The organism is Bacillus sp. FSL R12-0074, from assembly GCF_038005725.1.
GTDB lineage: Bacteria > Bacillota > Bacilli > Bacillales > Bacillaceae_G > Bacillus_A > Bacillus_A mycoides.
On record NZ_JBBOTR010000001.1, the window covers coordinates 1,501,781 to 1,514,946 of the forward strand.

Annotated in this window: 14 protein-coding genes and 1 riboswitch; of the genes, 12 read left to right on the forward strand and 2 right to left on the reverse strand. The window is 33.9% G+C overall.

The annotated features are described in order from the left end of the window. Positions 1–210: 210 nt before the first annotated feature. The 4 genes from resD to NSS97_RS07830 all read left to right on the forward strand — a co-directional run bounded on the left by resD (position 211) and on the right by NSS97_RS07830 (position 4,126). Positions 211–927, forward strand: a complete 717-nt coding sequence (resD, locus tag NSS97_RS07815; RefSeq protein WP_002011758.1) for a DNA-binding response regulator ResD — start codon at positions 211–213, stop codon at positions 925–927. After that, positions 927–2,702 carry a sensor histidine kinase ResE gene (resE, locus tag NSS97_RS07820; RefSeq protein ID WP_107886946.1) on the forward strand — a complete coding sequence of 592 codons (1,776 nt, stop codon included), beginning with the start codon at positions 927–929 and terminating at the stop codon, positions 2,700–2,702. Before resD ends, resE begins: the two co-directional genes overlap by 1 nt. Before the next feature lie 142 nt (positions 2,703–2,844). After that, positions 2,845–3,426 (forward strand): cob(I)yrinic acid a,c-diamide adenosyltransferase, encoded by a 582-nt coding sequence (locus tag NSS97_RS07825; protein WP_002086651.1) that lies wholly within the window; start codon positions 2,845–2,847, stop codon positions 3,424–3,426. Between the two features lie 85 nt (positions 3,427–3,511). Next, a complete protein-coding gene (locus NSS97_RS07830) occupies positions 3,512–4,126 on the forward strand; it encodes a peptidoglycan DD-metalloendopeptidase family protein (protein ID WP_002141020.1) in 615 nt (204 codons plus the stop codon). 220 nt (positions 4,127–4,346) lie between these two features. Here the strand turns inward: NSS97_RS07830 and NSS97_RS07835 are convergent, their stop codons facing one another. Next, on the reverse strand, positions 4,347–5,033 hold the full coding sequence (locus tag NSS97_RS07835) for a hypothetical protein (RefSeq protein ID WP_002030740.1): 687 nt from the start codon (positions 5,031–5,033) through the stop codon (positions 4,347–4,349). 248 nt (positions 5,034–5,281) lie between these two features. After that, positions 5,282–5,421, forward strand: a riboswitch (FMN riboswitch). A gap of 163 nt (positions 5,422–5,584) precedes the next feature. Here NSS97_RS07835 and NSS97_RS07840 point away from each other — a divergent pair. Then, on the forward strand, positions 5,585–6,163 hold the full coding sequence (locus NSS97_RS07840; protein ID WP_002011769.1) for an ECF transporter S component: 579 nt from the start codon (positions 5,585–5,587) through the stop codon (positions 6,161–6,163). Between the two features lie 117 nt (positions 6,164–6,280). Here NSS97_RS07840 and NSS97_RS07845 read toward each other — a convergent pair whose 3' ends face one another. Then, a complete protein-coding gene (locus tag NSS97_RS07845) occupies positions 6,281–6,529 on the reverse strand; it encodes a ferredoxin (RefSeq protein ID WP_001151994.1) in 249 nt (82 codons plus the stop codon). Positions 6,530–6,826: 297 nt separating this feature from the next. Here NSS97_RS07845 and NSS97_RS07850 point away from each other — a divergent pair, with 297 nt between their 5' ends. From NSS97_RS07850 to NSS97_RS07880, 7 genes are all read left to right on the forward strand, one after another. Next, positions 6,827–7,888, forward strand: coding sequence for a helix-turn-helix domain-containing protein (locus NSS97_RS07850; protein WP_044438012.1), 1,062 nt, complete (start codon positions 6,827–6,829; stop codon positions 7,886–7,888). After that, complete coding sequence (locus tag NSS97_RS07855; protein ID WP_002086642.1) at positions 7,878–9,407, forward strand: RecQ family ATP-dependent DNA helicase; 1,530 nt, start codon at positions 7,878–7,880, stop codon at positions 9,405–9,407. Before NSS97_RS07850 ends, NSS97_RS07855 begins: the two co-directional genes overlap by 11 nt. Next, positions 9,407–9,970: a CPBP family intramembrane glutamic endopeptidase gene (locus NSS97_RS07860; RefSeq protein ID WP_002064506.1), complete on the forward strand. Its 564-nt coding sequence runs from the start codon at positions 9,407–9,409 to the stop codon at positions 9,968–9,970. Before NSS97_RS07855 ends, NSS97_RS07860 begins: the two co-directional genes overlap by 1 nt. Before the next feature lie 22 nt (positions 9,971–9,992). Continuing rightward, positions 9,993–10,472: a LysM peptidoglycan-binding domain-containing protein gene (locus NSS97_RS07865; RefSeq protein ID WP_002126396.1), complete on the forward strand. Its 480-nt coding sequence runs from the start codon at positions 9,993–9,995 to the stop codon at positions 10,470–10,472. A 71-nt stretch (positions 10,473–10,543) separates the two neighbouring features. Further along, positions 10,544–11,320 (forward strand): metallophosphoesterase, encoded by a 777-nt coding sequence (locus NSS97_RS07870; RefSeq protein ID WP_107886944.1) that lies wholly within the window; start codon positions 10,544–10,546, stop codon positions 11,318–11,320. Then, positions 11,320–12,195 (forward strand): MerR family transcriptional regulator, encoded by an 876-nt coding sequence (locus tag NSS97_RS07875; RefSeq protein WP_107886943.1) that lies wholly within the window; start codon positions 11,320–11,322, stop codon positions 12,193–12,195. Before NSS97_RS07870 ends, NSS97_RS07875 begins: the two co-directional genes overlap by 1 nt. A 77-nt stretch (positions 12,196–12,272) precedes the next feature. Beyond that, entirely contained in the window at positions 12,273–12,881 is a 609-nt protein-coding gene (locus NSS97_RS07880) for a genetic competence negative regulator (RefSeq protein ID WP_002011786.1), read from the forward strand. The last annotated feature ends 285 nt before the right edge of the window (positions 12,882–13,166 follow it).

Consider the following 13,166-nt stretch of genomic DNA (forward strand, 5'->3'; position numbering starts at 1 on the left):
GATTCTGTAAAATGATGTCGAGGACCAAATATACTGTTCAAAAAAAATACATAGTTTTGGAAAAAAAATGAACAAACTTTATTATTCTTGTGAAGCATAATATGGGAAGTGGAACGTTAAAAAATGCTTAATTAAACGAGGATAGGTGCAACATTATATTGTAGAAGGGTAGGTGTAAACCGTTGTGGTAAAAGTACGCAGCGGGTAGAAATGGAAAATGAATCAAGAATTTTAATTGTAGACGATGAGGATCGTATTCGTCGTTTATTAAAGATGTATTTAGAAAGAGAGCAATACACAATTGAAGAAGCGGATAATGGTGATACAGCTTTAGAAATGGCGTTACAAAATGATTATGATTTAATCCTACTGGATATTATGATGCCTGGTAAAGATGGTATCGAAGTGTGTAAAGGGATTCGTGAGAAGAAAGCGACGCCAATTATTATGCTGACAGCAAAAGGTGAAGAAGTAAATAGGGTACAAGGGTTTGAAGTTGGAACTGATGATTATATTGTAAAGCCGTTTAGCCCGCGTGAAGTAGTACTTCGTGTGAAAGCGGTATTACGCCGCGCTGTACCAACGACATTCTTTACACAAGATACAACGACGAAAGATGTTACTGTTTTCCCTCATTTAACAATTGATAATGATGCGCACCGCGTTACAGCGGATGGTAATGAAGTAAACTTAACACCGAAAGAATATGAATTACTATTATTCTTAGCGAAATCCCCGGATAAAGTTTTTGACCGTGAGCAATTGTTAAAAGAAGTATGGCAATATGAGTTCTTCGGAGATTTACGTACAGTTGATACGCATGTAAAGCGTTTACGTGAAAAGTTAAGTAAACAATCACCAGATGCAGCGAAAATGATTGTTACCGTTTGGGGCGTAGGTTACAAGTTTGAGGTTGTGAACGACTGATGCTTTGGAGAAGTGTAGTAGGGAAGTTATGGATGACCATATTACTTCTCGTTTCGTTTGTTCTTGGATTTGTTGCTATTTTACTTTCACAGTTTTTTAGAACGTATTATGTTGATATGAGTGAAGCTAGGCTTCAGAAAGTTGCAACAAGTGTCACGGAATTAATTGAAGAAGGTGCCGATGTAAAAACGATTGAGGATATTGCTTACAAATTTTCTGATCCACTTTCAAGGATTATCATTGTAGAAGACGGTAAGGAAATTTCTTCTTCGCCGAAACAAGAAGGATTAGTTACTCTTACAATAGATTATTTGAAAAATGATAAAGAATTAGCAGCTGTTTTTACAGATAAAAAGGATATTAAGAATAATATTAGAAAAGCTTCTAATAGTAGGAAGAATAAAAATACTGAAAATGATATTATGATCGTCGGGAAACCAGTACAGTCAAAAAATCAAAGTGCAGTGTTTGTATATGAATCATTGCAAGTTCCAATACAAGGTATGGAGAGAACGACTGATTTTATTTTCTTATCAGCCGGGATTGCGATTATTTTAACAACTTTCTTTGCATTTTTCTTATCTACTCGAATTACGGCACCGCTTCGTAAAATGCGTGAGGTTGCATTTGAGGTAGCACGCGGGAAATTTGATACGAAAGCCCCTATGGTGTCGCAGGACGAAATTGGTGAGCTTGCAACTGCTTTAAATCAAATGGGGAAACAGTTGAAGTTTAATATGAATGCCCTGCAGCAAGAAAAAGAGCAGTTAGCTAGCATTTTGAGTAGTATGGCAGATGGTGTTGTTACGTTAAATCAAGAAGGTGAAGTCGTTGTTATCAACCCACCGGCAGAACACTTCTTACAAGTTTGGCAAGAAGAAAAAGAAGTAGAGTTAATTAAAAAACTGCCTTCTGAACTTGTTGAACTATTCCATCTCGTTGTAGAAAGTGAGCAACAACAAGTTGTTGAAATTAATTTGCAAAAAGGTAACTACGTAGTTCTTATGACACCGCTTTACAATCAAACAAAAATTCGTGGAGCTGTAGCAGTATTGCGAGATATGACGGAGGAGCGTCGTCTTGAGAAAATGCGTCAAGACTTTATTGCGAATGTATCACATGAACTTCGTACACCGATGGTAATGCTTCAAGGATATAGTGAAGCGATTTTAGATGATATTGTGCAAACGAAAGAGGAAATTAATGAGTTTGTTCAAATTATTTATGATGAATCTGTTCGTTTAGGTAAACTTGTAAATGAGTTATTAGATTTAGCCCGTATGGAAAGTGGACATGTAGAGTTACATATAGGTGAAGTAGATATTCATCCATTTGTCGAAAAAATTGGCCGTAAATTCCAGGGGATTGCAAAGGATAAAGAAGTCCAATTAACAGTGGATTTCCAAAGTCCAATTGAACAATATCCGTTTGATGCAGACCGTATGGAACAGGTACTGACGAATTTAATTGATAATGCAATCCGTCATACAAATGCAGGTGGACATGTTACACTTGTAATTAATACGAAAAATAGTGGCCTTACTTTCGAAGTGCAAGATTCAGGTGCTGGTATTCCAGAAGAAGATATTCCGTTCTTGTTCGATCGATTCTATAAAGCTGATAAAGCAAGAACGCGAGGGAAAAAAGTTGGAACAGGACTCGGGCTTGCGATTGCTAAAAATATTGTTCAAGGTCATGACGGGAAAATTTCTGTATCAAGTGTCGTTGGAGAAGGAACTACATTCTCTGTATATTTACCAAATCGTATAATTTAGATATATATGTTTTTTAAAAGTTGATCATGAATAAAAGCTTTACTGTTTTTTATTTTTTTGTAAGTGCAATTAAATAAAGAATGGTAGAGTTTTTTTTCTTTAATAATCAGAATGAAAATAAAAAGAGAGGTGTCATAATGAAATGAAACTTTATACAAAAACAGGTGATAAAGGGGAAACGAGTGTCATAGGTGGCCGAGTGGATAAAGATCATATACGTGTAGAAGCTTATGGAACAATTGATGAGGCGAATTCTCATATCGGATATGCCATGTCTAAATTACAAGAGGAATGTTTTCGTAACATTTATAACGAACTTGAAAATATTCAACATGAACTATTTGATTGTGGAGGGGATTTAGCAATAGTAGAGAAGAAAATCCCTTATAAAGTAACGATAGAGATGGTCGAGTATTTAGAGAGACGAATTGATTCGTATACAGAAGAAGCGCCGCCTTTAGAGCGTTTTATTTTACCAGGCGGTAGCGAGATATCGGCTGCACTACACATTGCACGTACAGTTATAAGAAGAGCAGAACGTTGTATAGTGTCATTGCAAAAAGAAGGAGAAACCAATGAAATTGTTCTAAAGTATATAAATAGGTTATCTGATTATTTATTTGCGCTTGCTAGAGTAATAAATGCGCGTTTACAAGTGAAAGATGTGGAGTATAACCGCAGTGCACTTGTTTTTCGTAATAAAGAAGAGAAGGAAGTGGAGTAATACACTTTCTTTTTTTTGTATACTTTTTTCTGTAATATCCCACAATAGAGAAGGTATGACGGTTATTAGAAAACGGAGGATGTATATGAAAGCGTTAAAATGTGGCGTGGTGATATTGAGTGTATTATTTTTATCTCAATTACATGTTTACGCTGAAGGGAATCAGTGGATATGGCCTGTTGATGGGCAGATAAGTGATTATTTTGGGACAAGACATGGGAAACACTATGGTATTGATATAGCTGCGCCTATTGGAACGCCTGTTGCAGCTATTCAAAATGGTAAGGTGACAAAGTCTTATTTTTCAAGTAGTTATGGAAATGTTGTGTTTATTAAACATGGAGAATATGAGGCTGTTTATGCGCATTTAAATAAGAGATATGTAGTTCAAGGTGATAACATTTCAAAAGGAGAGCTAATTGGAGAGGTAGGGAATACAGGAGAATCGCGAGGAGCGCATTTACATTTAGAAGTGCATCAAGGGAGATGGACGATGGAGAAAAGGAATGCGATGAATCCGTTGCTTGTTTTAAATGAACAAAAAAATCAAGTTGTGTCATCATCACTATATATTGTACAAAAAGGTGATACTTTAGTTGGTATTGCCCGGAAATTTAGTATGACGGTTGAGGAAATTAAAGTGAGGAATGGATTGCGACAAGAGCAAATCTATCCGAACCAACAACTATACGTCAAGTAAAGGCAACGTCTCAAAAGCATAACTTTTGAATAAATTTATTTTTTTCTTATTTAAGATTGCGATAGTAAATGAAATTATATCGACGAAAATTTATATCGAACATAGCTATTATTATATCGACATTTCGACAAGAAATATCGACTAACAATAAAATGCGACAGTAAGAGTAACCTATTCCTAACGAAAAACCGTCCCAAAAGATCTTTTGGGACGGCTTCTTTTACCAAAAAATAAAGACACATATAAATCCAGTAATAGCTAAGTAGCTATATAAGTAAAAGACTTTTGTTCTTGTTTTTTCTTTTGTCCGAAATAGTACGATAGTTGGTTCGATTAGACCAATTGTAAGACAAAGTAAACCAAGAAGCATAAAGCCAATTGAAAGAGAATACAGGGCGATTTGTGGTGCTTGAAATGGAATCATCCATTTTAATAAAAATGCAATAAGTGCAGTGTAACAAATGCAACCGATGTATTTATTCAATGGTGTATCAGAACGGAAACCAGGAAGTTTCTTGGAAAACGGACGGGAAACAACTTCCGTTTGTAAAGATGTATGTTCTTCAATTATTTTTTGAGCTTCTTTTCCTTTTTGGAAAAGGGATAAAATCCAGTTTCGCTCACCTTGGAAAATAAATTGAGAAGTTGTTAAATAGTGATCAACTTTTACCTTATTCCAACTCTTCCATGGATGACGCTCACACAATTTTAATTTACTTTCTGTTTTTTTATCATACTGATAAATACTTATGCCATCTTGGTCAAAAGTAGCGTAGTATGTCTCTCTTGAGAATGTGCCTAGATCAATTGGACAGTAGAAAAGTAATTCTTTTTTCAAATAAAAGTATTCTTTTCTTAAGTTCTTTTTCATTGCTTCTCGAATAGAGTGTCTTTTATCTTTCTTCATGACATTTCCTCCATAACTCAGAAAATGTTCTTATCTTAACAATTCAACATCTTATCACTTTTGACGACATATGACTAGGGGGATTCATAAGAGAAATACCGAATTATAAAAAATATGGGTTGTATTGTAAAATATAGTGATCGTTTCTTTAATTATATAAAATCAATAACTTATTTTTAGTAAGTTACACTTTTTTTGTTCACAATACGATCATGTTGTTGTATAATGAAGTGGAAAATAGAATATCGGTCTATCTTCGGGGCAGGGTGAAAATCCCGACCGGCGGTGATGAACATTTAATAATTTCGTTCTAAGCCCGCGAGCCGTTAAGGCAGGATTTGGTGTGATTCCAAAGCCGACAGTACAGTCTGGATGGGAGAAGATGGAGGTTCAAGCGTTCAAAAAAGATAAGTATTTGAACGTCTGTTTGATGTGCCTTAAAATTCTCCCTTTGTGTAAATCACAAAGGGTTTTTTCGTTCTATGAAAAAATAGGCATAGCAGAACCTTTCCACTTTCCATGAGAAGATCGATGGAAAAGGAGAGAGAAAGATGAAACAAAAAAACAGTGTAGTGCAGATGGTGAGTGTAGCGATGCTAAGTAGTATTGCGTATTTACTAATGATGTTGGATTTTCCATTCCCAGGGCTTCCGCCATTTTTAAAAATTGATTTTAGTGATGTGCCAGCTTTAATTGCGGCGATAATTTTTAGTCCAATTGCAGGTGTAATTGTAGAAGCGATAAAAAATATTTTGCATTACGGAATTCAAGGAAGTTTAACGGGAGTACCAGTAGGAGAAGTAGCAAACTTTATAGCGGGATGTTTATTTATTGGTCCAGCAGCATTCTTATTCCGAAAGTATCGCACAGTAAAAAGTTTAACGACAGGATTAATGCTAGGTACAATTACTATGACAGTTATTATGAGTGTGTTAAACTACTTTATTATTTTACCAGCGTACACTTGGTTTTTAAATTCACCAGCTATGTCTAGTGATATTATGCGACAAACTATTGTAACGGCGATATTACCGTTTAATGTAATTAAAGGAATTGTTGTAACAATTGTATTTGTAGCATTATTTTCACGCTTGAAAGTATGGGTATTTGCAAAAATGAAAAATGCTTAAAAATATTAAACCATTGGCAGCGTAACTGCTAATGGTTTTTTTGTTAGTGAGAATGAAAAAGAGTGCAAAAAATCCCCCTCATAAGTATGAGGGGGATTTTTTGAAGTTAATAAAAGACTATTCGAATTTTAAAGAGTCGCCATCAAATGATTCGTCAGCAACTTTAATTGAGTCAGTTGGACAACCTTCGAATGCATCCATCATATCTTCAATTAATACATCTGGAATTTCAACGATACCTTGGTTATCGTCTAATGTTACAAATGCAATGCCTTCATCATCATAGTCATAAATGTCTGGTGCAGCAGCACCACAAGCACCGCATGCAATACAAGTATCTTTGTCAACGATTGTATATTTTGCCATATTTTTTCCCTCCTGATAATATGTATGTGAAAAGTTCGCCAAAAAATTATAATCTTATTGTAAAACGGTTTTAAAAACTTTTCAACATAAAATTATAATGATAATGCTTATCAATTAGAGTGTCAACTTATTTTTGAATTATTTCATAAGATTTTCAAAATACTTAAATGTTATTTCGTTTGATACAATAGAATATATACAAGCATGTAGTGTGAATATGATAAGTTAAATGAATAGCAGTTAATGTGCAATCGTATTGAAAAAGGAATGAAGTTAGACTGAGAGGTGGAAGCGGTAATGCAGCTACAATATACTTTATTATATTGTTTAAAACAATTGAATGGTGAAAGAACCGTTTCTTCGATTTATTATTTATTAAAAGGAAAGAGATCGTCGCAAACATTACAAGATGGGAATATGTTTCAAATTTCTTTTTTGTTTGGGATTTATAAGTCATTAAATAGAGCTGATTATGATCAAGAAGTTGCAAAGTTGTTACAAACGGATTTAGTTCAAGGTATACATGATAATACATATGTGTTAACGACTGCTGGTAACGTGCAATTAAACAAATGGGAAGGTGACTTTGCCTTTCCGACATATTTAAATGGTTTACACTATGGTGAAATAGGTGAAACGTTTTGGAAGAGATTATCATTGATCGTTCAAACCATTTCGAATTTACAACAGGCGAATACGAAATTTATTCCAATTCAACAGGATACAGAAATAATGATGTGGGTGAAACGTTTTCTCACTGGAATACCGTATATGAGAAGTGAATTGGCTAAAAGATTATGGAAGGAAATGCATACTCTTTTACAAAAAAATAATCCAGTAGAGGCTACAATCGTAATATATCGGTTAACTGGGTATAAACGTATTGGGTGTACTTTACAACAATTAGCGGAAATTACGAAACAAGATATATTTCGAGTGTATTTTTTATTTTGGGGTACAATTCATTTCCTTATTCAAGAAGTTCGCAATAAAGAAAATGAGTTTCCATTATTAGCTGAAATTATATCTTATCCAAATGAGAAAGCTGATTTATTTAGTTTATCAACGAAAAAAACATATAATCTTTGGAGACAAGGACGCTCTTTAGAAGAAATAGCAACAATTCGGAATTTGAAGGTTGCCACGATAGAAGATCATTTTGTAGAAATTGCTTTACGAGAAAAAGAATTTTCTATTGAAATGTTTATGGAAAAAGAAAAAAAGGAAAAAGTAACAAAAGTAATTGAAGCATTACAAACACGTAAATTGCGTGTGTTGAAGCAAGCGGTTGGAGAGGAAATCTCTTATTTTGAAGTACGTCTTGTATTGGCACGGATGGAGGGTATAAATGAAGCTTGAGGAATATTTATATAAGTGGTTTGGATATTCTGAATTTCGTCCGGGGCAAAAAGGAGTTATTACGGACTTATTGGAAGGAAAAGATGTTGTAGCAATGCTTCCGACTGGAAGGGGAAAGTCAATGTGTTATCAACTTCCGGGGCTTCTGCAAGAGGGTACGGTGCTTGTTGTATCACCATTATTATCTTTAATGGAAGACCAAGTTACGCAATTAAAGTATGTCGTGAAAAATCGAGTTATTGCATTGAATAGTTTTCGGACGTTAATTGAAAAAAGAGAAGCGATGAAAAAGCTATCTTTTTATAAATTTGTTTTCGTATCGCCAGAGATGTTGCAGTCGGAACTTCTAATAAGAGAATTGAAAAAAATTCATATTTCATTATTTGTCGTAGATGAAGCGCATTGTATTTCACAATGGGGCTATGATTTTCGGCCAGATTATAAAAAATTAGATAAAGTAATTGAGAGTATCGGATCTCCGACAGTACTAGCATTAACAGCAACTGCGACAAAGGATGTATTGCGAGATATAGCGGAAAGTTTAAATCTAAAAAATATTGCTGAGCATGTGTACTCAATTGATCGTCCAAATATTGCGATGGAAGTGCAATTTGTGGAAACAATAGAAGAAAAAAAAGAGGCGCTTTTTGAGCATGTAATGTATTTGCAAGGGCCTGGTATTGTTTATTGTTCAAGTAGGGCCTGGACAGAGCGTTTAACCGAGTATTTAAGAGGAAAAGGAATTACAGGTGTAGCTTTTTATCATGGTGGTATGGAACATGAAGAGCGTATGTTAATTCAACAACAGTTTATGAATGACCAGTTGCAAATTGTAATATGTACAAGTGCTTTTGGGATGGGGGTAAATAAGGCGAATACAAGATATATTATTCATTTTCAATATCCGACAAATGTAGCTTCCTATTTACAAGAAATTGGAAGAGCGGGAAGAGATGGAGAATTGAGTATAGCCATTTTATTATGTAGTCCATTGGATCACGATTTGCCAATTTCAATCATTGAAGATGAATTACCAAGTAAATCGCAAATACAATTTTTATTTTCGTTACTACAAGAAAGAATGTTTCAAACGAAAGTATTACCATTAGAAGATGTAGAAGAAATTTGTTATAATGCAGCAAGATTTAATGAACAGTATTGGCGCTTTACACGTTATCATCTCGAACATCTTGGAATCATACAACAGCGAAATCTCATGCTAGAGAGCTTGTCAGATGAAATAATGCACAGATTAATAGCGGAAGTGGAAGTGAGAATGCGTAATAAATATAGTGAGCTAGAAAATATGAAGTCATGGATACAAGTTCAAGGATGTAGACGTGAATATTTATTACAACAATTCGGTTATAGAAAAGAAAAAGAGATAGAAAACTGTTGTGATTACTGTGGTATTACAAAAACGGATTATAAAAAAAGACGAGCGCAACAGTTAGTTTTCGACTATAATTGGGAAACAGAGTTACAAAAGCTTTTCGGCCTAGGAAAGATGGAGGAATGATGAACATTCAAAGGCATAATGTTGAAGATATGAGTCCGAGAGAAATAAGACTGAATCTCTACATAACACAACTAATCATTATTGGTATCGGTTGTTTACTAGCATATATATTATTTCAAGATAAAAGAGAAGTTTATAGTTTATGGAAATGGGAACCGGTTTCTATACTTTTAATAGGTAGCTTGTTAGCGATTTGTATTGTGTTATTAGATTATGTTGCAATGCGAGTGTTTCCAGAATCTTGGTTTGATGATGGTGGCATTAACGATAGAATGTTTCAAGGGATTTCTGTCATGCATTTACTCGTTATCACGTTTATTATTGGCTTTGCGGAAGAGTTTTTATTTAGAGGTGTAGTGCAGACTCATTTCGGAATTGTAATAGCGAGTTTAATTTTTGCTGTGTTACATATTCGGTATATAACGAAGCCTTTTTTGTTTTGTTTCGTCTGCTTTATTAGTTTTGTTTTTGGTTATGTATTCGAGTGGACAGGAAATTTGTTTATAACAATCTTTGCACACTTTCTTGTTGATTTTATAATGGGGCTCCAATTAAGAAAATAAATGGAAGGTGGTGGTGAACAACATGAGAAAACGAATTCCTGATTTTGAAGAGGAGTTAGAAGTTGAGCAAGTGGAAGAAGATGAAAGTTTACCGCCGCGTAGTGAAATTCATAGAAATAAAGAGAACAAACCAAAGTTTAAAATGAATCACATTTTCGTCCGAGTGTTAACATTTTTGTTCATATTGTTACCTATTAGTATCCTATGGTATACGGATAAGTATATACAGGTAAAAAGTGATAGTAATAATGCTGAGAAAAGTGCGTTTGAAGTAATTTTCTTTGATTCCGCTAAGACCGAATCAAAGAAGCAGCCTGAGAAAGTAGCAACTCATGTTGTGAAAGATGGAGAAACTTTAGAAAGTATAGCGAAGCAATATTTCTCAGATGAAGATGGGATAGAAATAATAAAAAAGTATAATGATTTACAAGAAGACGAAGTGAAGGTAGGACAAGAATTGAAAATTCCTATAAAAGATAAGTCCACGAAGTATGAGAGCTAGCTAAATGAGTGATATATAGCTCCACATAAAATTAAGGACTATACTTTACGAGGAGGGAGAGTAAAAAATATATGTCATGGATTATATTATTATGTACTCTCATAAGCATTGGTTTTGTATGTCTTCTTGGAATGTATAAAGAAGCGATGCGTAATACAGTGTTGGAACATACTTTAGTATTCGAAGAATTTCCGGAAAGTTTTCAAAAAGTTAAAGTTTTTTTTATTTCGGATATTCATAGAAGGATCATTTCTAGCTCGCTAATTGAACGAGTGAAAGGAAAAGCAGATATCGTAATTATTGGCGGTGATTTAGCTGAAAAAGGAGTACCTTTATTGCAAATCGCTTTAAATATTCAAAAGTTAAGAGAAATAGCCCCTGTATATTTTGTATGGGGAAATAATGACTATGAAATTGAGTATCACGAATTAGATGCTTTATTAATAGAAAATAATGTGAAGGTATTAGATAATACAAGAGTTGTATTTGAGTCTGAATTAGGAGAGAAAATTTGCTTACTCGGTATCGATGATGTTGGATTAGAACGAGATCGTTTAGATTTAGCGTTGTCTGATTGTAAAGAAGAAGGTTTTCGCATTTTAATTAGTCACAACCCAGATATAATAAAGAAAATGTCTGGTAATGAACAAATTTCGCTCGTATTAAGTGGACATACACATGGAGGTCAGATTCGGTTGTTTCCATCTGAAAAGTATTTAAAGGGTGGCGTATATAAGCATTCTAATACGACTCTCTTTGTTAGTAATGGGTATGGAACAACATTGTTCCCTCTTCGTTTTCGGGCACCTTCCCAAACACATATCATTACGTTATGCGGAGGGAAATAATGCCGAATTCAAATGGAAAATATAATATAAAAGCTGTCTCAAATATACTCGGAATTCAACCGAGTACACTTCGCGCATGGGAAAGACGCTATCATATTATTGCCCCAAAGAGAAATCGTGCGGGGCATCGTTTATATACAGAAGAGCATATTCATATTTTGAAATGGTTAATGAACAAAGTTTCTGAGGGGATGATGATTGGACAAGCAGTTCAGTTATTAGAAGGGAATCGGTTGCAGAACAACGTTCAAAAAGAAAAAATTACTGATACAGAAGTTGTTTTAGTGGACGATATACTACAAGCTTTGTTAGAATTTGATGAAATTACAATTTCTGCATTATTAAACGAGGCTTTTAGTATATATTCAACGGAAAAGGTTGTTACAAGCATCATTCTTCAAGTGGCAAACAAGTTGTTAACTTTAAAAAGTAATAATGAGATTACAATGTCGCAATTCAAATATGTTGTATCATTCTTACAAACACGTTTAGGGATGATCTATCATAATGCGTCGGTGTATTCTTCCGTTAACAAAGTTTTCGTTTTAGAAAATAATATATTAAAAGGATTTATTTTCGCGACGTATTTACGACTAAAAGGATATCAAACAATGTATATGGGGACAAGTTTAGATGAAGAAGGTATTTTACTAGCTATTGAACAATTACAACCTAAATATTTGTTTATATCTTTTGATGATGAACGAGAACTTGAAGAGGCAGTAGAATTTATTGACTTGTTGCAAGAAAAAAATGAAAACATCTCTGGTGGTTTTATAGGAAGAAAAGGCATTGGAGATCAATTAAATCTTCAAAATATCCTAATTGGTAACACGAAAGAAGAATGGGATGGATGGTTAAAGATGCCGGAATAGTCGTTCGAAAAGAACCATCTATTTTCTATTTCATATAATAAAAATTAGATGCAATGGTTACGTAGGGAGGGTATGAGATGAGACTGGAACGTTTAAATTATAATAAGATTAAAATTTTCCTAACATTTGATGATTTATCTGAACGAGGATTAACGAAAGAAGATTTGTGGAGAAATGCACCGAAAGTACAGCAACTATTCCGTGATATGATGCAAGAAGCAAATACAGAATTAGGGTTTGAAGCGGATGGACCGATTGCTGTTGAAGTATTTTCTCTACAAGCTCAAGGTATGGTTGTAATTGTAACAAAAGAAAATCACGAAGTGGACACAGAAGATGAGTTCCGTGACGAGTTTATTGAAATGCAAGTGACTCTTGATGAAAGTGAACATATACTTTACGAGTTTGCTACATTAGATGATGTAATCAATTTGTCAAATCGCTTATATAACCTTGGTGTAACTGATGGGAAGTTGTATACGTGGGATGATCGTTTTTATCTTTGGATAGAAGAAGAAGAGCAATTTCAATTATTGAAGGCGGATTTTATAGCTATTTTAGCGGAGTACGGTAATCCGTCAACAGCAACAATTTACCGCGTAATGGAATATGGTAAAGAATTAATGGATTCTCAAGCGATTGAACAAATATACAATTACTTTGTGAAAAAACAAAACCTCAGCTAATGTAACGTAGCTTGAGGTTTTATTTTTATTCAGCTGAAAATCTAAAATCTATAAAACGAAGTGTAGGTAACAAGACTAGCCGATCTGTATGTTAAAATGTAATCATTATTTCTTGATGAAATAATGGTTTTATCGAATGTATTTTGATGAAAATAAAAAATATTTAAATATTTAAGTATTTTACTTTTCTAAAAGCGATAAAAGGACTATAATAATAGTGAAAACGCTTGCAATACAAAATAGTTTGTATATATTTGTTAGCGTTTTCTATTGCATTCCAAATTT

Coding starts and splice junctions, on each gene's coding strand:
- resD (WP_002011758.1), top strand. CDS start 211: ATGGAAAATGAATCAAGAATTTTAATTGTAGACGATGAGGATCGTATT.
- resE (WP_107886946.1), top strand. CDS start 927: ATGCTTTGGAGAAGTGTAGTAGGGAAGTTATGGATGACCATATTACTT.
- NSS97_RS07825 (WP_002086651.1), top strand. CDS start 2,845: ATGAAACTTTATACAAAAACAGGTGATAAAGGGGAAACGAGTGTCATA.
- NSS97_RS07830 (WP_002141020.1), top strand. CDS start 3,512: ATGAAAGCGTTAAAATGTGGCGTGGTGATATTGAGTGTATTATTTTTA.
- NSS97_RS07835 (WP_002030740.1), bottom strand. CDS start 5,033: ATGAAGAAAGATAAAAGACACTCTATTCGAGAAGCAATGAAAAAGAAC.
- NSS97_RS07840 (WP_002011769.1), top strand. CDS start 5,585: ATGAAACAAAAAAACAGTGTAGTGCAGATGGTGAGTGTAGCGATGCTA.
- NSS97_RS07845 (WP_001151994.1), bottom strand. CDS start 6,529: ATGGCAAAATATACAATCGTTGACAAAGATACTTGTATTGCATGCGGT.
- NSS97_RS07850 (WP_044438012.1), top strand. CDS start 6,827: ATGCAGCTACAATATACTTTATTATATTGTTTAAAACAATTGAATGGT.
- NSS97_RS07855 (WP_002086642.1), top strand. CDS start 7,878: ATGAAGCTTGAGGAATATTTATATAAGTGGTTTGGATATTCTGAATTT.
- NSS97_RS07860 (WP_002064506.1), top strand. CDS start 9,407: ATGAACATTCAAAGGCATAATGTTGAAGATATGAGTCCGAGAGAAATA.
- NSS97_RS07865 (WP_002126396.1), top strand. CDS start 9,993: ATGAGAAAACGAATTCCTGATTTTGAAGAGGAGTTAGAAGTTGAGCAA.
- NSS97_RS07870 (WP_107886944.1), top strand. CDS start 10,544: ATGTCATGGATTATATTATTATGTACTCTCATAAGCATTGGTTTTGTA.
- NSS97_RS07875 (WP_107886943.1), top strand. CDS start 11,320: ATGCCGAATTCAAATGGAAAATATAATATAAAAGCTGTCTCAAATATA.
- NSS97_RS07880 (WP_002011786.1), top strand. CDS start 12,273: ATGAGACTGGAACGTTTAAATTATAATAAGATTAAAATTTTCCTAACA.